Raw genomic sequence first — 20,726 nt, forward strand, 5'->3', positions numbered from 1 at the left:
GGCGACGCCGCCCTCACCTGTCGGCGGAGGACGGGACGGGCGCGTCGCCGGAGGGCGTCCCCGGGGTGTCGTCGGCGGGCGGATCGACCACACGGTCGGTCAGCACGACCGGCGTCGCCCCGGAGACGTCCACGACCAGCTCGTGCTCGTCGGTCCAGACGCCGCTGGGTGAGCCGTCGGACCCGGCGGTGCCGTAGGCGAAGACCGTGCTGATCTCAGCACGGACGGTCAGGGCCCGGTCCCCGCGTGGGGTCACGACGATGACGTCGGCCGTGGACGTCGCCGACACGACAGGGGCTCCCACGTCGGCCATCGCGTCCCGGACCCGGCTGTTGAGGGAGTGCCACTCGGTCCACCCGGCCCCCGATCCCGCACCCTCTTGCGACGCATCGGGTGGACCCGTCCACACCTCGTCGCTCACCAGGAGGTACGAGCGCAGCGCGTCATCTACTGCGGCGATCTGAGCCGTGGAGGCGACGACGACATCCCCTTCGGCGGCAACTGGAGCACCTGCACACACGAGCGCGAACGGGACGAGGAGGGCGGTCTTGATGACGCGGGCGCGCCTCGCCACCATGGGACTCACGCCTGCCTCACGTCGTCGAGCTGCGGCAGGCGTGGGCGCCTGCGCTGGATCCGCACGACGCTGCTCCGGGGCAGCGCTCGGCGGGCCTGGCCTGGGCGTCGGCCGACCTCTAGGTTCGAGGGTCATGCGCCGAGGTCGAGCGTCCCGTCGGCGACGCCCCGGGTGACCACGCGCCGGATGGACAGGACGGCGACGGCCATCCAGAGCGCGCCCACGAGCACCTCCAGGGCGACGTCGACGAGCACGGTGCCGACGGGTGCGCCCGCCACGACACCCCGCACGCCACGCAGGCCGTGCGTCAGAGGGAGCACCTCGGAGATCGCTCGGACGACGGGCGGCCAGAAGGTCGAGGGCACGTTCACGCCGCAGAACGCCATGATCGGCAGGTACCCCAGGTTGAGGATGACCCAGGTCATGCCGACGTGCCGCAGGGCGACGCTCGCCAGGACGCACCCGAAGGAGTAGCTGGCCACGCAGACGACGGCGATGATCGGGAGCGCCGCCGCGGCACGCGGCCACGGGAGCGGGACGCCTGCCAGGGGCGGGAGCAGGACGAAGGCGAGCGTCGACGAGACCATGCCGCTGGCCAGCCACTGCACGCCACGTCCGAGGTACACCGGCACGTGACTGGTCGGTGCGATCGCGAGGAGGGGCAGCGTCCCCGACATGCGTTCCTGCACCATCATCGTCACGATGATCATGCCTTCGAGCGTGCCCAGGGCCACGGCGTTGCCGACCAGCGAGTACTGGAGGGCCGACTCCCGGCCAGCGAAGCCGGCGGCCAGGGCGAAGAAGACCACCTGGAGCAGCAGACGGGTCAGCCAGCCGAACGTGTAGGTCTTCCACGTGTGGATGGCACGCATGTCCGCCCACGCGAAGGCGATGGTCTCGCGCACCAGCTCGCGGGCCGCGCCTCGGGACGCGATGGGCGGCGCGCTCATCCGAAGGCCGCCGTCGCCGTGCGGCGCAGGCGGTCCTGGACCGCGCGCATGAGGAGGGTCGCCGCACCGAGAGCCGCGCCGCCGAGCCCGAGGATGGCGAGCAGCCGCCACCCCACGTCGCCAGCGACGCCGTCCACGGCGTCGCGCAGCAGGTCAGCGCTCCAGGACAGGAAGATCACGTCGCTCACCGGTCCGAGCCATCCGGGGAGCGCAGAGACCGGGACGACGACCCCGCCCAGGATGTAGACCGGGTAGCTCATCGAGTTCTGGAACACGTGCACCGTGCGCGAGACCATGAACAGCGCCGCGAGCATCGTCGCGGTGCACGCGGTCGCGACCGTCGTGGCGACCAGCGCGGCCACCGCGACGCCGGGCTGCGCGATGTGGATCCGGAGCCCGAAGCCCCACGTGGCGACGAGCCAGGACTCCAGGAAGGCCAGGCTCCCCGCGAGCGCGACCGCGACGATGCGGCCCGCGACGACCAGCTCGAGCGACCCCGGGGCGCCCACGAGCAGCTCGAGGCGGCCGTACCAGCGGTCTTCGGCGAGGATCGAGGACGCGACGTCGAGCGAGATGGCCCAGAGGCCGATCAGCCCGGGGCCGATCACGGCGTTGGTCACCTGATCCGGGTTGTCGTAGTGCACGGCGAGGGACAGGAAGATGACCGTGAACAGCGGGGCGGTGACCAGGACCAGGAACTGGGCCGGGCTGCGCCGGCTGATCGCGAGCTGGAGCCGCAGACCAGCCCCGACCTGGCGCAGGGCGCTCACAGGACCATCCCACGCGGGCCGACGACACGCAGGTAGACCGACTCGAGGGACGGTGTCGCCTGGCGCGCGGAGAGCACGTCGCGGTCGATGAGCCACCGCATGGTGCTCGCCGTGGCGTCCTCGTGCGGGAACGCCTGCCATCCGTCGGCCGCGTCGGGGGCCGGCTCCACCGAGGCGACGAACGGCTGCTCCCGCAGCGCTGCCACGACCGCCGGGTCCGCGCAGGTGAACTCCACGCACTCTGTCGTCCCGAGCGCACGCGCGACGTCCTGCCGGTCGCCGTCGAGGATCACCTCGCCCTTGTCGATCAGCGTGACCCGCGAGCAGAGGGCCTCGGCCTCGGCCATGTCGTGCGTGGTGATCAGGACGGACCTGCCCTCGCCCTGCAGGGCGCGCACCAGATCACGGAACTCGTGTGCGGCGACCGGGTCCATGCCCGTCGTCGGCTCGTCAAGGAAGAGCACCTTCGGCTCGTGGATCAGTCCCCGCGCGAGGTGCAGCCGCTGCTTCATGCCCCGTGAGAACGTCTCGACCGGCTGGTCCGCGCGCGCGGTCAAGCCCACCATGTCCAGCAGCCGTTCGGTCCGTTCGCGGGTGGTCCGGTTGCCGAGCCCGTAGAGGGCGCCCCAGAAGTGCATGTTCCGTCGTGCGGTGACGCGGGTGTACAGGCCGCGCTCACCGCCGAGGACGACGCCCACGTGCCGCCGCACCTCGCGCACGTCCTCGACGACGTCCATGCCCAGCACGCGGGCGGTGCCGCTGGTGGGCAGCAGGACCGTCGACAGGATCTTGACGAGGGTGGTCTTCCCGGCGCCGTTGGGTCCGAGGAGCCCGTGGACGGACCCCTGCTCGACGGACAGGTCGACGCCGCCCAGCGCCCGGACCGTCGAGCGGTCACGCCGCCCCTCAAATGTCCGTGCGATCCCGCGAACGTCGACAGCCAGCATGTTTCGGTCGCTCCCCGGTGCAGTCTGGACGCACGTCCGCGCACCGGCCGACGAGCGCTGGCTTTCCTGCCGACAAACTAGCGGGAACAGGGCGCTGCGGCTGGCCGTTTGGCCACGACGGACCGTGCCAGACCGGGCCGATCTCCGCTGCCGATCAGGCGGGACCCGTGCCTGTCGTGCCGGTCTCGTCGTCGGCGAACCGGGCCAGCGCCTCCCACGGTGGCTCCTCGTCGAACTGGAACAGGAGCTCCCACACCGTGACCGGGAACTCGGGCTCCCAGAGGGGGACGGGACGCATGAGCAGCTCTCGCGGGAGGACCAGGAACCCTTCCGCCGCGAGTGTCCCGGCGATCTCCGGGTCGTCGACCGCTCGCCCGCCGTAGTCGTTCACGTAGGCGTAGGACCCGACGATCGACAGCCGTACCGCTAGGCGCCGAGGGTGTCCCGGGAGGTTGACGACGCTGGCCACGTCGCTGTTGTGGTCCGTGAAGTCGTAGGCACCCCAGTCCGCGTTGAATCGCTCTCGCACGCGCCGGTAGGGGTCTCTCTCGATGATCTCGAACGCCTTGCCGTACGAGGGCTGAGGCCCGCGACCGAAGAACTGAACGATCATCTCGACCATGGCGGCCGGCAGGTCGGTCATGGCGCGAGCGACCCCCACGGCGTCCCGTTGACCTGTTTTCTCGTGTTGCACGACACCCTCCGCACCCCTCCGGCAAGTCCGACTTCTACCCAGCCTCTCGTGTCGATGCTGAGCCGCGGGCGGAAACCGACGTCCTCGTAGCGGTCAACGGCTCCTCACGATGAGCGGCGGCACCGTCCTGGTGAGCGGCGTCACGACGAAGGTCTGGCTGGGTCAAGGGCTGGCGACTCAGGTCAGGAGGTCGAGGATCGCACCCGCTCGCGCCCTGATCTCATGGGCCAAAGGGGCGACGTCGATCCCGTCGGCGTCGCAGCCCTCCACGATGTCGCGAACACGGGAGGCGACGGTCTCGATCACGTCGGTCACGATCATGTCCGGCACTCCCCAGGTGCTCGCCTCACGGAGCAGGTGCCCGCCGGTGAGGTACCGCAGGCGCGCCTGCTCGTCGAGGTGGTGCCCGAAGCCCTGGAAGACCGAGTTGAGCAGGTACACCGGCGCGACGTCGTACAGAGGCGCCATGGAGAACGTCGCGGTCTCGTCGATCATCATCGAGTAGTTCTTGGAGTGCGCGTCCCCGTTGCCGACGATGAGGTTGAACGTCACCTGTGCGAGCTCGTCAGCGACGAACCCGGCGGGGGTCAGGGACTCCGCTCCGGCCTCTCGCGCGATCCGCCGTAGCCGCCTGTCGTCTGGGGAGGACTCGTACTTGTCCCGCGCGGAGACACCGAGCGCCTGGGTGAGGTCCTCCTGGTGGAGGCGCGCGCCGTCGGCACGGTCGTACCGCTCGACGACGAGGGCGAGGCGCCCGTCGAAGTCCGCGAGCTCGGCGTTCGCAGCTGGCAGGCCCGCGCCGCGAGCCAGGCGCAGCGCCCACTCTTCCCAGCGGACGAGGTCGCGCACGGCGACGTCGGTGACTGGTTCCGGCTTGATGATGTGGGTAGACATCGCACCATCTCCCGGCCACGCCCACCCGTGAGCGGTCTTGGTGAGCAGCACCTTCGCCTGAACACCACCGAGCGACGCTGACACGACCTGCCCCTCGGGCGGTTCCAGCGTCGGGAGCTGGGCCACGACCCGGTCCACCTCGGCGGAGGACAGGTCGAAGAGCGTTCCGTCGCCAGGTGGTTCCGCCTCGGTGGTGAGCTGGATGGCGCCCGCGCACTCGTGGCCGATCTGGCTCAGCAGCGCGAACGCGTCCCCCGGTCGGATGGCGTGCTGCCGCTCCAGGGCCCCGCGCACCGCGCCTTCAGGCAAGAGGTTGTCGAGGAACCGTTCGAGGTGGTCTCCCTGGACGCGCCTGTCCGTCAGGGGCAGCGACAGCGACAGCGGCTTGGCGCCGATGCCGTAGGTGTCCAGCGCGCTGTCGTCGTACCGCATGCGCAGGCGCCCGTTGCGGAGCTGTTCGAGCTCCGCGAGGTGCCGACCTCGCAGCCACACGTGCAGGACGCGGGTCATGAGGTCACCGTGATGCGAGCCCCGCGGGGGACGACGACGAGCTCGTACCCGCACGCCGCGAGGGCGTCCAGGAGGGTATCGGTCGAAGTGGCGGCGGCCCCTCGTTCGAGTCGGGAGATGGTGGGGCGGGACGAGTCGATCATGCTGGCGAGCTCGTCCTGGGTGTAGCGGCGGGCGGTCCGCGCGCCCTGAACTGCGCGTCCGAGGCTGGTGGTATCCCGCGCTCGGTAGAACCGCTGCGTCACAGATGATTCATCTACGCGGTTGTCCATTGATGAATCATATCTGAGCCACCGGCACAGCGGAGGGCGAATGAGTCGCCCATGATTCATCGCCGGCCTTGTTCTTCATCCAAGACCAGCCCACCCTAAGTACGGGGCAGCCAGACGCGCATGGTCGAGGCGCCGCGCTCGGCCCAGCGGTGGTACGGCACCAGGGTGATCTCGACGTCCTCGTTCCGTGCCGGGTGCCCGGGGGCCGTGGCGTAGGGCAGCGACCCGGTGGCGGGCGCCGGGTCGACGAGCCGTCCGCTCACGACCGCGCCGTCGCCGTGGGCCCGCGGCGCGACCGAGGGGTCGATCCGCAGGGTGTCGAGGTCGACGCCCGGCAGGTCGGTCGACTCGACGCACAGCACGAGGGGTCCGCGCTCGACGGCCACGCAGCCGCGCACCGCGTCGATCCGCTCGTCGGGCCAGGTCAGCCGCGCGGCCATGGGCAGCTCGAGCCGCAGCTCCTCGCCGACCACCAGGCGGCGTGCGACCTCGGCGAAGCCCGGCTCGATGGGCCGTTCGTGACCGCCCTCTTCGAGGACGGCGCCGTCGGCCCAGTCGGGCACGCGCAGCCGCAGCCGCACCGCCCGCTCAGGGGCCGCGGTCACCCGAACGGTCACGGTGCCCGCGTCGGGGTAGGTCGTGGTGACGTCGAGCCCGAGCACCTCTCCCCCGCACGGACCTGCCCCAGGCAGCTCGACGTGCACGGTGCCCGACGCGTACTGCAGCAGCGTGAGCCCGTCGGGCTCGGCGACCGCCGCGTACGACTGCCAGGTCGCGAGCGTGCGGGCCACGTTCGTGGGGCAGCACGAGACGTCGAACCAGGGGGCGCGCTGGCCACCCTCGGCGCGCGGGTTGACCTCGCCGTCCACCGCGTCGTGCGCGGCGGTGCGCTGGTGGAGTGGGTTGGCGTAGAAGAAGGCCTGGCCGTCGGCGCGCGGTGACGTGGCCACCACGTTGTAGAACGTGCGCTCCATGAGGTCGGCGTACCGCACGTCGCCGGTGGCCAGGAACAGCCGCCACGAGACCATGTTCGACGCGATCCCGGCGCAGGTCTCGCAGTAGGCGCGGTCGGGCGGCAGCACCCAGTCCTCGCCGAAGCCCTCGTCCTGGTGGTGCGAGCCCATGCCGCCCGTGAGGTAGGTGCGGCGCGCGACGGTGGTGGTCCACTGCCGTTCGACCGCCGCGAGCAGCTCGGCGTCGTCGGTGTCGACGGCCACGTCGACCGCGGCGGCCGCCAGGTACAGCGCCCGCACGGCGTGACCACGCCACACGGTGGCCTCGCGCACGGGCACGTCGTCCTGGAAGTACGCCGGCCCGAACGCCACGGGACCCAGCAGCCCCCGACCGCGCCGCTCGACGAACAGCGCGGCCTGCGCGAGGTAGCGCGGCTCGTCGAGCGCCCGGCCGAGCTCGGTGAGCCCGACCTCGATCTCGGGGTGCCCGCAGATCGCCTCGCGCCCCCCGGGCCCGAACTCGCGGCACACGTGGTCGGCGGCGCGGCGCGCGACCTCGACGAACGCGTCGACCCCGACGGTGCGCACCCGGGCGACCGCGGCCTGCAGCAGGTGCCCGGTGTTGTAGAGCTCGTGGCCCATCTCCAGGTCGGAGTAGCGCGCGGCCTGCGCCCCGTGCCCGAAGCACGTGTTGAGGTACCCGTCCGGGTCCTGCGCGGCGGCCACCCGCGCGCCGAGCCGGACGAACGCGTCCTCCTCCACGGTCGAGCCCGTGCGGCCGTGCTCCCACGCGAGGGCCTCGAGCAGCTTGTAGACCTCCGAGTCCGCGAACGCCCAGCCGGGACGGTCGGGGCCGATCGTCCCGTCCGCGACGCGGTCGAAGCTCGCGACCCAGCCGAGCTGCTCCATCCACTGCTCGCAGTGGGCGAGCGTCGCAGCCGCGTTCGTCTGCTGCCGGGTCGACCAGAAGCCGTCCGTCAGGGCGATCTCGGCGAGCCCGAGCGGACGCCGGGTGCCGTGGGCGGGCACCACGGGACGACCCCCGGTCGGGTCGGTGCCGACGGTCCCGGGGCGGGCGTCGGTGGAGCTGGGGAGCACGGCGGTCAACTTCCTGGTCTGGGGGTCACGGGAGCGCGGGGCGCGGGGTCGAGGCGGCGCGGACGGGCAGGCTCAGGCGTGCAGCGGCACGTCCGACCCCTCGCGGGTGAACACGGGGATGCGCTCGATGGGCGCGTCGGCCTCGATCGTCTGGCCGCCCTCGTGCACCTCGCCGGTCGCGGCGTCGACCCAGCGGGCGCCGCGCGGCAGGTACACCGGACGGCTGCGCTGGCCGGGGCGCGAGACGGGCGCGACGAGGATGTCGGGGCCGAACAGGAACTCGTCCTCGACCTCCCACGCGCCCGGGTCGTCCGGGTGGTCGACGAACAGCGGACGCATGGGCGGCAGCCCGTCCGTCGCGGCCAGGTGCATCTGCTCGTGGATGTACGGGCGCAGGCGCTCCCGCAGGTGCAGCAGGTCCGCGATGATCTCGTAGGCCTCGTCGCCGAACGACCACACCTCGTTGGGCCCGCCCGTCTGGGCGTACGACGTGGGCGTGCGGGGCTCACGGTCGCCGTGCAGCCGGAACAGCGGGCAGAACACGCCGAACTGGAACCAGCGGATCATCAGCTCGCGGTACGCCGGGTCGCGCGAGTCGCCGCCATGGAAGCCGCCGATGTCGGTGGTCCACCACGGGATGCCCGAGATCGCGATGTTGAGCCCCGCCCGGATCTGCTGCTCGAGCGAGAGCCACGTCGCGGGGATGTCCCCCGACCACACGGCCGCCCCGTGCTTCTGCGCGCCCGCCCACGCCGAGCGGCACAGCAGCACCGTGGGCTCCTGGCCCGCGGTTGCCATGCCCTCGGCGAAGAGCTGCGCGTTGTCGCGCGGGTAGATGTTGGCGACCTCGGCGCCCGGGCCCGCGTACAGCGCGAGGTTGCCGGGGTGGGCCGGGTTGAGCTCGGGCTCGGACGCGTCGAGCCAGAACACCTTGATGCCGTACGACAGGTAGTTGCGCTCGATCAGGTCCCACACGTACTCGCGGGTGCGCGGGTTCGTGGGGTCGTAGAACGCGAGCGGCATGGGCGTGGACATGCCCTTGTCCTGGATCGTCTGGTGGAACTCGACGCCCTGGTCGGATCCGACGAGCAGGCCCTGGTCGCGGTAGTCCGCGAAGTTCTCCGACAGCGGGGAGATCGTGGGCCAGATCGACACCATGAGCTCGATGCCCAGCTCGTGCAGCTCGTCGATCATGGCCTGCGGGTCGGGCCACTCGGCCTCGTCGAAGCGGAAGTCGCCCATGGCCGACCAGTGGAAGTAGTCGGTCACGATGACCGACATCGGCAGCCCGCGGCGCTTGTGCTCGCGCGCGACGCCCAGCAGCTCGTCCTGGTCGAGGTAGCGCAGCTTGCACTGCCAGAACCCCGACGCCCACTGCGGCAGCTCGGGCACGTGGCCCGTCGCGTCGGCGTACCGGGCCATGACCGCGGCCGGGGTCGGCGCGGCCGTGAACCAGTAGTCGATCCCGCGGGCCTGGCCCACGCTCCACCGGGTCGCGTTCTGCGCGAACTCGACGCGGCCCACCGCGGGCATGTTCCACAGCAGGCCGTAGCCGCGGCTGGACAGCACGAACGGGATGTTGACCTCGGCGTTGCGCTGCACCAGGTCGAGCGACAGGCCCTTGATGTCGAGCCGGCCGTGCGTGCGCTGGCCCAGGCCGTACAGCTTCTCGTCGTCGTACGCCGCGAACTGCTGGTGGATCTCGTAGGCGCCCGAGCGGTTGCCCTGGTACGAGCGCGCCCCCGGCATCCAGAAGTGCTCGCGGCTCTCCGCGAGCAGCTCCTCGCCGGTGCTGGTGCGTCGGAACGTCAGCAGCGGCTCGGGGTACGCGGCGCCCAGGTCGAAGTCGACCTCGACCGTGAGGTCGCCGTGCCGGAACGTCGCGTGCGCGTCCCCCACCTCGATCGACGGGGCCGGTGCGGCGGGGGCCTCGTCGAGCGCGCCGTGGCTCTCGGTCGGGATGCGGTGCTGGGCCGCGCGGACGCGGACGCTGTCGACGCCCCATGCCTCGAGGCGCAGCACCTCGTGACGGTGGCGGACCTCGAGGGACGTGGCAGACGGGTGGAAGGTCACCATGGCTGTGATGCTCCGGTTGTGCGGGGAGGGACGAGATGGGGAAGGACGGGTGGTCAGTCCTTGACGGCGCCCGCGGTGACGCCGGCGGCGACGTACTTCTGGGCGACGACGAGCAGCACGGCGGCGGGGATCGAGGCGACCACGGCGGTCGCCATGATCGAGTTCCACTGCGTCGTGTTGTTGCCGATGTACTTGTAGATCCCGAGCGTGATGGGGATCAGGTCGCCGTTGCGGTTCAGGGTCGAGGCGAAGATGAAGTCCGACCACGACCACAGGAAAGCGAACAGCGACGCCGTGATCATCGAGTTGCGGCTCACGGGCAGCACCACCGACCGGAACGTGCGCCACGTGCCCGCGCCGTCGACCGTCGCGGCCTGCATCAGCTCGCGTGGGATGCCCTGCATGAACGTCGTCAGCAGCAGCACCGCGAACGGCACCGCGACGGTCGAGTCCGCGACGATGAGCCCCCACACCGTGTTGAGCAGGCCGAGCTTGATGTAGATGGCGTAGAAGCCCATGGCCATGATCACGCCCGGGATCATCTGCGCCACGAGCAGCACGAAGTTCAGCGTCTTGCCGCCGCGCAGGTTGAGCTGGGCGAGCGAGTAGGCGGCCGGGGCTGCGACGACGAGCGTCAGGACGACGGTCCCGATCCCGATCAGCATGCTCGTTCCCAGGTGGGGCAGCTGCTGGTCGATGACGTCGCTGTAGCCCTCGAGCGTGGGGTTCCACGGGAACCAGTGCGGCGGGTCGGCCCGCATGTCGCTCGTCTTCGTCAGCGAGACGTTGAGCATCCAGTAGACCGGGAACAGCATCAGGGCGGTGAAGAAGACGCCGAGCGCGGTCTTCCACCAGGGGCGGTGGCCGTTCATGACTGCTCCTGTCGGCGCTGGAGGTGCAGGTAGACGAACCCGAAGGCGAGCGCGATGAGGATCAGCAGGTTGCCGACGGCCGCCGCAGGCGAGAAGTCGGGCTGGCCCGTGCCGAACGCCTCCCGGTAGGACCACACAGCGAGCGTGGTCGACGAGCTGCCGGGGCCGCCGGTCGTCATGATCCAGATGATGTCGACGACCTTGAGCGTGTAGATCAGCCCGAGCAGCAGCGTGATGACCGAGACGGGACGCAGCAGCGGGAACGTGATCTTGCGGAACTGCTGCCAGCCGGTCGCACCGTCGAGGCTCGCAGCCTCGTACAGGTCGCCCGGGATGTTCTGCAGGCCCGAGTAGAGGATCACCAGGTTGAACGGGATGCCGAGCCAGATGTTGGCGACGATCACCGAGACCAGCGCCCATTCGGGAGACGTCAGCCAGTTGACCTGACCGACCCCGAACGCCCCCAGCACCGAGTTCACGATGCCGCTGTCGCTGTTGAGCATCCACGACCAGGTGGACGCCGAGACGATGAGCGGCAGCAGCCACGGGATCAGGAACATCCCGCGCAGGATCCCGGAGAGCCGGAAGTTCTGCCGGAAGAAGACGGCCAGTGCGAGGCCGAGCACGTACTGGAAAGCGATCGACACCACCACGAAGATCGCGGTGTTGCGCACCGCGGGCCAGAAGGTGCGCGAAGCCAGCACGTCGGCGTAGTTGTCGAGCCCCACGAACTCGGCATTCCCTTGGACGAACGCGCGTGGCGTGTAGTCGTGCAGGCTCAGCTCGATGTTCCGCCAGAGCGGGAACGCGTAGAACGCCAGCAGGTAGACCACGAGCGGAGCGGCGAAGCCGACCGCCGCCCATCGGGTCGATCGCGACCGGTTGCTCGCCCGCCCGGACGGGGCGGCGACGGCTCGCGCCGCCACCCCGTCCGGCGTCGCTGCGCCGGCCCCGACCTGTGCGGTCTGGGTCATCTTCATCAGCTCATGTCCTCGCGCTCGGTGCAGCAGTTACCAGGTCAGCCGATCGCGGCTTCGGCGGCCTCCTGGGCCTGGGTCAGCGCGGCCTGCGGCGTCTCGACGCCCGAGAGCGCCTCCTGCACCGCGGTCCACAGCTGCTCCGAGACCTTCGGGTAGTCCGTGCCGAGGTCGTCGCTCGTGCGACCCTTCGCGGCGTTGACGGCAGCGACCCACGGCTCCAGGTCGGGGTTGGCCGCGAGGATCGCCTCCTGGCCCTCGGCCGTCGGCGGGATGTAGTACGCGAACGTCGTGCCGGTCTCGACGAACCCGTCCGTCGTCGTCATGCACTCGACGATCTTGCGGGTCGTCTCGTAGCGCGCCTCGTCCTTCTGCACGGGCATGGTGATGAACTCGCCGCCGGTCGGGGCCGCAGCCGCGCCGCCGTCCTTGGCGGGGATCGGGATGACACCCGTGGCGAAGCCGGCCTCGGCTGCGCTGTTGATCTGCCACGTGCCGTTCACGACGAACCCGAAGTCACCTGTGAGGAACTCCTCCCAGGTCGTGTTCTGCGAGTTGCTGATGACCGAGTTCGGCGCGTAGCCGTCGGTGAGCCAGCCGGTCCACAGCTCGAGCGCGGCAACGGCCGCGGGCGAGTCGAGCTCGCGCAGGTCGGCGCCCGCGCCCCAGAACCACGGCAGGAACTGGAACGAGCCCTCCTCGGTGCCGATGCCCGCGAACGTGATGCCCTTCTTGCCCGACGCGGTGACCTTCGCAAGGGCGTCGGTGAGCGACGCCCAGTCGGTGATCGACGCCGCGTCGACGCCAGCGGCGTCCAGCACGTCCTGGTTGTAGTAGATGGCCAGGGTGTTGGCCCCGACGGGGATGCCGAACGTGTCGCCGTCGATCTGGCCCGCGGCGATGAGGTTCGCGTCGATCGCGGAGGTGTCGAAGCCGAACTCCTCCATCGTGTTGAGCATGCCGGTGTCGGCGAGCGTCGAGACGGCCGGGTTGTCGAGCAGGATCACGTCGGGCGACGTGCCCTCCTGAGCCGAGAGCAGCGCCTGGTTGGTCAGCGCCGTCGTGTCGTACGCGGTGCGCTCGACCGTGACACCGGCCTCGGTGCCGCACGCCTCGACGCGCTTGCCCCAGTCGGAGGCTGCGTCGTGCTGGGGGTACGGGTCCCACCAGGTGTAGGTGCCGCCGGCGTCGTCGGACGCCGCGTCGGACGAGCACGCCGTCAGGCTCATCGCCGCGAGCGTGACCGCCCCCAGCACGCCCCAGCTGCGGATGGTTGTCTTGCGCATCACGTCATTCCTCCTTGAACACGGTGATCTCGGGGCGGCGTTGCCCCAGGGAGCGGACTTGCTAGCGCTGGTCGGCGCGGGACGGCGCGGGCGAACCCGTGCTGCCCCGTTCGACCAGCTCGGGTGACACGAACCGCACGACGTGCGGCTCGGTCGGGTCCTGCTGCTCGATGCGCCGGACGAGCTGACGCACCGCCATCCGGCCGAGCCGGTCGGGGGCGCTCTCGATCGACGAGAACGGCAGGGAGAAGGTGCGGGCGAACTCGTCCGAGTACTGCCCGACCACGGACAGGTCGCGCGGGGCCTGGAGCCCGCGGGCGTGCAGCACCGACGGCAGGGCGGCCGCGGCAGCCTCGTTGTGGACCAGCAGGCCCGTGGCCTGCGGGTGGCGGTCGAGCAGGTCGTCGAGGAAGCGCCCGACCGCTGGCTGCTGCGACTCACCGAACTCGGCGTGCAGCGTGATGCCCCGCGAGCGCGCCTGGGCCAGTGCGGCGTCGCGCAGACGCCACACGTACGCACCGCCGCGCTCGACCACGTGCTCTGGCTGAGACACGAGCACGAGCTCGCGGTGGCCCAGGTCGGCGAGGTGGTCGACCATCGTGCGGCCGGCCTCCTCGAAGTCGAGGTCGAAGACGTCCATGCCGGTGCAGTCACCGGGGAGCCCGACGAGCGCGCCGGGGACGGTCGCGGCACGCATCACGGGCAGCCGCACGTCGTCGTGGGCGACGTTCATGAGGATCACGCCGTCGACCATGCGCGAGTCGGTGATCCGCCGCAGGGCCTGGGCGCCGTCGCCGTCGGTGACCATGAGGATGTCGTAGCCGAGCTCACGTGCGACGTTCGAGACGCCGAGCATGTACTGGAGCATCGCGGGGGCGAACTCGTCCTCGAGGAACTGCACGAGCAGCCCGAGCACCATCGTCTGGGAGGTGGCCAGGGCCCGGGCGCCGGCGTTCGGCGTGTAGCCGAGCTCGCGCACCGCGTCGTCGACACGACGCCGCACCTCGAGCGAGATCGCTCGCTTGCCCGACAGCGCGTAGGACGCCGTGCTGCGCGAGACCCCCGCGGCCTTCGCCACGTCGCCGATCGTCGCCATCTGTGCCTCCGGATCATCGATGAACCAGTTCGCTGTCGAACCGGTTCGCACACTATGCGCGTCGATTCGCGTCCCGCAAGCCGTAAACACGCACCGACTGTCGAACCGGTTCGCCGCGCTTGAGCTTCATCACCGCGCTCATGCGGCGGCGACACGGACAGACCTGGACAGACAGGAGGAGTCGCCCCGATCACGGGGCGACTCCTCCTGCGTGGTGCCGATCAGCCTTCCGGGTGAGAGCCGCTCACGAGCGGGTCACCAGCACCGGGCTGTGCGCACCCCGGACCACACCCCGGCTGACGGAGCCGAGCAGCAGCCCCGCGAGACCACCGAGCCCCCGCGCGCCGACCACCGTCAGGTCGGCGTCGGACGACGCCCGCACCAGGACGTGCGACGCGGGGCCCTCCGCGACGTCCCACGACACCTCGAGGTCCGGGTAGTCCTGGGCGAAGCCCTCACGGGCTGTCTCCTGCACCCGTTCGGCCGCGGCCATCGCGACCTCGTCGGGAGTCACGTCCGGGTAGGCCTCGACCCAGTACGACATGGACGAGGTGACGGGCGTCGAGGTCCACGTCGTGACGACCCGCAGGTCGGCTCCGCGCAGCACCGCTTGCTCGGCGGCCGTGACCAGCGCACCGTCGCCGCCCGCCGATCCGTCGGTGCCGACCACGACGAGCCCCCGCGGGTCGCGACCCACGGCCTCCTGGGGCACGACAGCGACCGGGCACGTGGCGTGCTGGACGGCCGCGACGGCGACCGAACCGAGCACCATCTCCTGGAACCAGCCCGTGCCGTGCCTGCCGAGCACGAGCATCCGCGCCTCGGTGGAACGGTCCACGAGCGCCTGCGCGGGCGAGCCGTGCCCCACGACGGCGGTCACCACCACGCCCGGCGCGGCCTCGGCCGCCAGGAACGCGCCCTCGTCGGCCACGGCCTGCACCCCCGCGAGCACCTGCTCGCGGAGCCACGTGCGGCTCGCCGCGCTCTCCGGCTGGTGCGCGAAGCCCCAGACGTGCACCACGACGAGCTCGCTCCGCGAGCGGAGCGCCTCCTGGGCAGCCCACCGCACCGCGGCGACGGACTGCTCGGACGTGTCGTACCCGACGACGACAGGGGCACTCATCGTGAAACTCCTCACCTGGCACCGTGGCCCGGGCCTGCTTCCAGGCTGCACCCGCTACGGCCCGCGCGCAGGGCCTGTCAGCCCAGCGGGCTCCACGTCCTGCCGAACCACCGCGCGACCCGCGTCGCACCGAACGTGCTCTTCTCCGCCGCCAGGTCCACCGACGGCCCCACGAGCGCACCCGACGGCCGCTCCCCCGGGCGGAACAAGACGTCGACCTTGCCGACCTCGCCGCCACCGACCTCGAGGTAGCAGACCCCGTGGCCGTCGTACTCGGCGCGCGGTCGGGCCCCCCGCAACGACGAGACGATCCGGTCGGCGGCGACCGCGCCCTGCCCCTCGGCGAACACCCCCGCCTTGGGCGTCCCGACGCTCGTCACGTCACCGACCGCGTACACGCCGGGAAAGCGCGTCTCGAGCGTGAACGGGTCGACGGGGACCCACCCGTCCACCGTCATGCCGGACGCGGCGACCACCTCGGGCACCCGGTGCACCGGCACTCCGAGGAACAGGTCGTAGGGCAGCGTCGAACCGTCGCTCAGGTGCGCGACCCGAGCCGCGGGGTCGAGGGACTGCACGAACGCCTCGGGGTGCCAGACGATCTTCCGTTCACCGAACGCCGCCAGGAGCGCCGTGGACGCGGCGGGCGAAGGCGGGATCGGCATCCCGAACGGCATGACGAGCGTGATCTCGGAAGTCTCGCGCACACCGCGCCGGGTGAGCAGCTCGTCGAGCAGCAGCGCCGTCTCGCTCGGGGCCGGCGGGCACTTGAACGGCGTGGACGTCACGCCCACCACCACGCGCCCGCCGTCGAAGTCCGCGAGCGCGTCCCGCAGCGCGAACGCACCCGCCACGGTGTAGAACTCGTGGCCACCCTCGACCAGGCCCGGCGTCGCCTCGGGGTGCACGTCGGCACCGAGAGCCACGACCAGGACGTCGGCGTCGAACGTGCCCGCGTCGGTCTCGACCCGCCGCGCGACCGGGTCGATCGCCAGCACCGAGGCGGTGACGAGGCGCACCCCGGGCTTCACGATGTCGGTGTACCTGTGCCGGACGTGCTCGGCCGGCACCCGGCCGAACATGACGTCGAGCTTGGAGAACCCGAAGACGAACGACTCGGCCCGGTCGACGAGCACGACCTCGACCGCATCGCCCAACGACTCGGAGAGCCGTGCGGAAACCTCGAGCCCGCCGAAACCTGCACCCAGCACCACGACACGCGTCATCGCCAGAGCCCTCCGTCGGTGGAACGTGCAGGCCTCACAGCTTCCGGCGTCACCGGCGGCCCTGAGCGTCTCCGACGATACTCAGCGCCCGGTCATGCGCATCATGGCCTCGTTGTACCGTGCGCCGGCCACGCCGATCCGGTCGGCCGCGGCGGTGAGCAGCTCGACGTCGTCGCCGAGGTCGAGCCGGGCAGCGCCGATGTTCTCCTCGAGCCGGCCGAGGCGCCGCGTGCCCGGGATCGGCACGATCCACGGCTCCTGCGCGAGCAGCCACGCGAGGGCGACCTGCGCAGGAGTGGCCCCGTGACGTGCGGCGACGGTGCCGAGCAGGTCCACGAGCGCCTGGTTCGCCTGCCGGTTCTCCTCGGTGAACCGCGGGATCCTGGTGCGGATGTCGCCGTCCGTGAACGCCGTCGAGGCGTCGACGGTGCCGGTGAGGAACCCCTTGCCGAGCGGGCTGAACGGCACCAGGCCGATGCCGAGCTCCTGGAGCACCGGCAGGACCTCGGCCTCGGGGTCGCGGGTCCACAACGAGTACTCGCTCTGCAGCGCGGCCACGGGCTGCACGGCGTGCGCGCGGCGGATCGTCGCGGCACCAGCCTCGGAGAGGCCGAAGTGGCGGACCTTGCCCTCCGCGACGAGCTCCTTGACGGTCCCCGCGACGTCCTCGATGGGGACGTCCGGGTCGACGCGGTGCTGGTAGAACAGGTCGATCACGTCGGTGCGGAGCCGGCGCAGCGACGCCTCCGCGACGGCCCTGATGTGCTCGGGACGGCTGTCGAGCCCGGAGGCTCGGGCGTCGTCGCCGATCGCGAAGCCGAACTTGGTGGCGATGACGACCTGGTCGCGCAGCGGTGCGAGGGCCTCGCCGACGAGCTCCTCGTTGACGAACGGGCCGTACACCTCCGCGGTGTCGAAGAACGTGACGCCGAGGTCGACGGCCCCCCGCAGCACGGCGATCATCTCGTCGCGCGGGCCGGGGTTGGGGCCGTAGCTCTGGCTCATGCCCATGCAGCCCAGGCCGATCGCCGAGACCTCCAGGCCCTGTCCGAGCGTGCGTGCCTGCATGGCTGCTCCTCCTGTCGTCGTGGTGCTCAGGCGCTCGTGCCGCGCGGGCCGCTGCCCGGTGGGGTCTGCTCGGCCACCTCGAGCTCGCGCGTGGCGGCCCACGACGCGAGGAGCTGCAGGGCGTCGGCCGTCGACGTGCCCGCCTCGGCCGTGTAGACGAGCAGGGTCAGACCGGGGGCCTGCGCGACCGGCAGCACGTCGTACATCAGGTCGAGCCGCCCGACGACGGGGTGCTGGATCTTCTTCGCCCCGCCCCGGTGCAGGTGCACGTCGTGGGCCGCCCAGCGCGTGCGGAACTCCTCGCTGCGGGTCGACAGCTCGCCGACGAGCGAGGTCAGCGCCGTGTCGTACGGGTCCCGCCCGGCCTCGGCCCGCAGGATGCCCACCGTGTCGTCGGCGGCGCCTTCCCAGTCGACCCAGAAGTCGCGCGCGCGGGGGTCCGGGAACGCGAACCGGGCGTGGTTCGCCGGGCCCGTCGGATCGGCGTAGAGCGGCGCGTACAGCGCCCGCCCGAGGACGTTCGCCCCGAGGATGTCGAGCCTGTCGTTGCGCACCACGGCCGGTGCCCCGGTCATCGCGTCCAGGATCGTCTGGATGCTCGCGGGTACCGTCGGGGTCGACGCGCGGCGGCGGGGGCGCGGCGTCCGGCGCTGGGCGGCGCGGGCCAGGTCGTGCAGGTGGATCCGTTCTGCCTCGTCGAGCTGCAGGGCGTTCGCGAGCGACTCGAGCACGCCCTCCGAGACGCCCGCGAGGTTCCCGCGCTCGAGACGCACGTAGTAGTCGCCGCTGACGCCCGCCAGCATCGCGACCTCCTCGCGCCGCAGCCCGGGCACCCGCCGGTTCGAGCCGTACACCGGCAGGCCGGCCTGCTGCGGGGTGATCCTCGCCCGGCGCGAGGCGAGGAAGTCGCGGATCTCCGCTCGCTGGTCCATGCCGTCGACCCTACGGGCACCCCGCGGGACGAGGGAGGCCCTGCCGGTACCTGTGACACCAGGGACTCGCTCACGCCGTCGCCATGGGGTTTCCTGAGGGGAGCGCGGCGATCGACGGCCGCGCTGATCCCCGCACCCAGACTTCCGGAGGCTCTCCGATGCGAGCAACGTTCCTGTACGGCGCCGGCGACGTGCGCGTCGAGGACGCACCCGACCCGACCATCCAGCACCCGACCGACGCTGTCGTCCGCGTCGTGCGGGCCTGCGTCTGCGGATCCGACCTGCACCCCTACCGCTCGATGCAGGCCACCGTGGTCGGGGCGCCCATGGGCCACGAGTTCCTCGGCGTCGTCGAGGACGTCGGTGCGGACGTCGTGACCGTGCGCCCGGGCGACCTCGTGATCTCCCCGTTCGCGTTCCAGGACAACACGTGCGTGTACTGCCGCGAGGGGGTCCAGACCTCGTGCGTCCACGGCGGCTTCTTCGCGTCCGGCGACGTCGGCGGGGCGCAGGCCGAGGCGATCCGGGTGCCGCAGGCCGACGGGACGCTGGTGAAGCCCGGCGTCGCGCTGGCCGACACCGACGACGCGATGCTCGCGTCGCTGCTGACCCTCTCGGACGTGTTCCTCACCGGGCACCACGCCGCCCACATGGGTCGGGTCGGGCCCGGCAGGACCGTCACCGTGATCGGCGACGGTGCCGTGGGACTGTCCGCCGTGCTGGCCTCGAAGCGTCTGGGCGCCGACCGGATCGTGCTGATGGGCCGGCACCGCAGCCGCACCGATCTGGGCGTGGAGTTCGGCGCGACCGACGTGGTGGCGGAGCGCGGGGAGGAGGGCGTGGCGAAGGTCCTCGAGCTCACCGGCGGCGAGGGCTCCCACGTCGTCATCGAGGCCGTCGGGCTGCTGCCCGCGTACGAGCAGGCCTACGGCCTGGTCCGGCCCGGTGGCACGATCTCGCGCGTCGGCGTCCCGCAGTACGAGGAGGCACCCGTCGGGTTCAGGTCGCTGTTCGGCAACAACGTGACCCTGAACGGCGGCCCGGCTCCCGTGCGCGCGTACATCGAGGACGCGCTGCCGGACGTGCTGTCGGGCCGGATCGACCCGGGCCGGGTGTTCGACCGCACCCTGGCGCTCGACGACGTGAGCGACGCCTACCGGGCCATGGACACCCGCGAGGCGCTCAAGGTCATGCTCGTCCCCTGAACCGCTCACCGTGCGCCGCACACCTGGCGGCGTCACGCTCGCACAACCCCACCGAGGAGGCGCACCACCGATGGAGATCGTCCCGCAGCAGCCCACCCAGAAGGGCCCGGACGCGTGGTTCACGGGCGACGTGTGGTTCGACGTCCTCGCCGCCCCACCCCTGCCCGCACGTCTGCGCGTCAACGCCGTGCACTTCGCGCCCGGCGCACGCACCGCGTGGCACCGGCACGCGAACGGCCAGAGCCTGCACGTGACCGAGGGTGTGGCCCGCGTCGGCACCCGTGACGGCCTGGTCGTCGAGGTCCAGCCCGGTCAGACGCTGTGGACACCACCGGGCGAGTGGCACTGGCACGGCGCCGTGCCCGACCGGTTGATGACGCACCTGGCGATGTGGGAGGCGGGCGCCGCCGCCGGCACGCCCGAGACGGAGTGGGCCGAGCAGGTCACCGACGAGCAGTACCGCGTCTGAGCCGCCGCGCCACGACCCGCTGCGCGTGCGCCACGACGGGGACGATCCGGGCGGCGTGCGCCCCGCGCCAGTAGACCTGACGGCACTCCACGCACCGCGCGAAGTCTCGGTAGGTGCGCGCGGTCCCTGCGCGCACGTCGTCGGCGGCGTCCTCGGCGGTCGTCGCGGCGAGCGACCCGCCGCAGGCGGTGCACCGGGTCCACGGGGCGAGGGGCGGCGCGAACCGGTCCAGCACGTCGTCGAGCTCGTCGTCGGTCGACGTGCCGCGCACCAGGGCCCCGTGCGGCAGGCTCCGGCGGCGCAGCAGGCCACGGTCCTGGGTGAGCAGCACCCGACCCTCCCCCGCGGCCATCCGCACCAGCTCGGCGTCGTCCGCCTCGGGCCGGTAGGCCGCGTCGAGGCCGAGCAGCCGCAACCTGCGCACCAGCCCACCCAGGTGCACGTCGAGCAGGAAGCGCGGCGGTGACTCCCCGGTGGCCTGCGGACGCGCGACGGGCGCCACGCGCAGCACGCCGTCGACCACCCGCCCGCTCGCCGCGACCACGGCGCCGTCCACCACGAGCTCACCCACCTCGGTGAGCGGGACACCCGCGGACTGGACCACGTGCCCCCAGGTGTCGGTGTCCTGCGCGCGCATCGTGAACGGCCCGCCCCGGCGCCGCGGCGCGAGCAGGAACCACAGGTCCGGGTCGACGTCCAGGGTCACGACGCGCACCCGTCCAGCATGCGCG

General features: G+C 71.8%; 20 protein-coding genes. 2 read left to right on the top strand and 18 right to left on the bottom strand.

The genetic code is table 11. The features are described 5' to 3' along the window. Positions 1-13: 13 nt before the first annotated feature. The 17 genes from ACGIF2_RS14870 to ACGIF2_RS14950 form a co-directional block, all read right to left on the bottom strand. A complete protein-coding gene (locus tag ACGIF2_RS14870) occupies positions 14-577 on the bottom strand; it encodes a hypothetical protein (RefSeq protein WP_396047597.1) in 564 nt (187 codons plus the stop codon). A gap of 131 nt (positions 578-708) precedes the next feature. Then, the gene (locus tag ACGIF2_RS14875; RefSeq protein WP_396047595.1) at positions 709-1,527 is read right to left on the bottom strand and encodes an ABC transporter permease; all 819 of its coding nucleotides are present in this window, start codon (positions 1,525-1,527) and stop codon (positions 709-711) included. Beyond that, positions 1,524-2,297, bottom strand: coding sequence for an ABC transporter permease (locus ACGIF2_RS14880; protein ID WP_396047593.1), 774 nt, complete (start codon positions 2,295-2,297; stop codon positions 1,524-1,526). Before ACGIF2_RS14880 ends, ACGIF2_RS14875 begins: the two co-directional genes overlap by 4 nt. Beyond that, positions 2,294-3,244 (bottom strand): ABC transporter ATP-binding protein, encoded by a 951-nt coding sequence (locus tag ACGIF2_RS14885; RefSeq protein ID WP_396047591.1) that lies wholly within the window; start codon positions 3,242-3,244, stop codon positions 2,294-2,296. Before ACGIF2_RS14885 ends, ACGIF2_RS14880 begins: the two co-directional genes overlap by 4 nt. Before the next feature lie 154 nt (positions 3,245-3,398). Then, the gene (locus tag ACGIF2_RS14890) at positions 3,399-3,887 is read right to left on the bottom strand and encodes a hypothetical protein (RefSeq protein WP_396047589.1); all 489 of its coding nucleotides are present in this window, start codon (positions 3,885-3,887) and stop codon (positions 3,399-3,401) included. A gap of 228 nt (positions 3,888-4,115) precedes the next feature. Further along, the gene (locus ACGIF2_RS14895; RefSeq protein WP_396047587.1) at positions 4,116-5,342 is read right to left on the bottom strand and encodes a type II toxin-antitoxin system HipA family toxin; all 1,227 of its coding nucleotides are present in this window, start codon (positions 5,340-5,342) and stop codon (positions 4,116-4,118) included. Next, complete coding sequence (locus ACGIF2_RS14900; protein WP_396047834.1) at positions 5,339-5,674, bottom strand: helix-turn-helix domain-containing protein; 336 nt, start codon at positions 5,672-5,674, stop codon at positions 5,339-5,341. The genes ACGIF2_RS14895 and ACGIF2_RS14900 overlap by 4 nt, the downstream gene beginning before the upstream one ends. Before the next feature lie 35 nt (positions 5,675-5,709). Next, positions 5,710-7,665, bottom strand: coding sequence for a glycoside hydrolase family 127 protein (locus tag ACGIF2_RS14905; protein WP_396047583.1), 1,956 nt, complete (start codon positions 7,663-7,665; stop codon positions 5,710-5,712). Between the two features lie 72 nt (positions 7,666-7,737). After that, on the bottom strand, positions 7,738-9,741 hold the full coding sequence (locus ACGIF2_RS14910) for a TIM-barrel domain-containing protein (RefSeq protein ID WP_396047581.1): 2,004 nt from the start codon (positions 9,739-9,741) through the stop codon (positions 7,738-7,740). A 53-nt stretch (positions 9,742-9,794) separates the two neighbouring features. Further along, complete coding sequence (locus ACGIF2_RS14915) at positions 9,795-10,613, bottom strand: carbohydrate ABC transporter permease (RefSeq protein WP_396047579.1); 819 nt, start codon at positions 10,611-10,613, stop codon at positions 9,795-9,797. Beyond that, positions 10,610-11,587, bottom strand: a complete 978-nt coding sequence (locus tag ACGIF2_RS14920) for a carbohydrate ABC transporter permease (protein ID WP_396047577.1) — start codon at positions 11,585-11,587, stop codon at positions 10,610-10,612. The genes ACGIF2_RS14915 and ACGIF2_RS14920 overlap by 4 nt, the downstream gene beginning before the upstream one ends. A 44-nt stretch (positions 11,588-11,631) precedes the next feature. Next, positions 11,632-12,876, bottom strand: coding sequence for an extracellular solute-binding protein (locus tag ACGIF2_RS14925; protein WP_396047748.1), 1,245 nt, complete (start codon positions 12,874-12,876; stop codon positions 11,632-11,634). A 61-nt stretch (positions 12,877-12,937) separates the two neighbouring features. Next, positions 12,938-13,972 (bottom strand): LacI family DNA-binding transcriptional regulator, encoded by a 1,035-nt coding sequence (locus ACGIF2_RS14930; RefSeq protein WP_396047575.1) that lies wholly within the window; start codon positions 13,970-13,972, stop codon positions 12,938-12,940. 244 nt (positions 13,973-14,216) lie between these two features. Next, positions 14,217-15,095, bottom strand: a complete 879-nt coding sequence (locus ACGIF2_RS14935; protein ID WP_396047573.1) for a universal stress protein — start codon at positions 15,093-15,095, stop codon at positions 14,217-14,219. Between the two features lie 77 nt (positions 15,096-15,172). Then, on the bottom strand, positions 15,173-16,321 hold the full coding sequence (locus ACGIF2_RS14940; protein ID WP_396047571.1) for an NAD(P)/FAD-dependent oxidoreductase: 1,149 nt from the start codon (positions 16,319-16,321) through the stop codon (positions 15,173-15,175). A gap of 81 nt (positions 16,322-16,402) precedes the next feature. Beyond that, positions 16,403-17,389 (bottom strand): aldo/keto reductase, encoded by a 987-nt coding sequence (locus tag ACGIF2_RS14945; RefSeq protein ID WP_396047569.1) that lies wholly within the window; start codon positions 17,387-17,389, stop codon positions 16,403-16,405. Positions 17,390-17,415: 26 nt separating this feature from the next. Continuing rightward, on the bottom strand, positions 17,416-18,321 hold the full coding sequence (locus ACGIF2_RS14950) for a helix-turn-helix transcriptional regulator (protein ID WP_396047567.1): 906 nt from the start codon (positions 18,319-18,321) through the stop codon (positions 17,416-17,418). 158 nt (positions 18,322-18,479) lie between these two features. Between ACGIF2_RS14950 and ACGIF2_RS14955 the strand changes: the two genes are divergently transcribed. Beyond that, positions 18,480-19,526 carry a zinc-binding dehydrogenase gene (locus ACGIF2_RS14955; protein ID WP_396047565.1) on the top strand — a complete coding sequence of 349 codons (1,047 nt, stop codon included), beginning with the start codon at positions 18,480-18,482 and terminating at the stop codon, positions 19,524-19,526. A 70-nt stretch (positions 19,527-19,596) separates the two neighbouring features. Next, positions 19,597-19,995, top strand: coding sequence for a cupin domain-containing protein (locus ACGIF2_RS14960; protein WP_396047563.1), 399 nt, complete (start codon positions 19,597-19,599; stop codon positions 19,993-19,995). On the opposite strand, the gene ACGIF2_RS14965 is transcribed toward ACGIF2_RS14960, so the two are convergent. Continuing rightward, the gene (locus ACGIF2_RS14965; protein WP_396047561.1) at positions 19,970-20,710 is read right to left on the bottom strand and encodes a Mut7-C RNAse domain-containing protein; all 741 of its coding nucleotides are present in this window, start codon (positions 20,708-20,710) and stop codon (positions 19,970-19,972) included. The two genes, ACGIF2_RS14960 and ACGIF2_RS14965, sit on opposite strands and share 26 nt — an antisense overlap. Positions 20,711-20,726 lie beyond the last annotated feature (16 nt).

The organism is Cellulomonas sp. P22 (genome assembly GCF_044392165.1).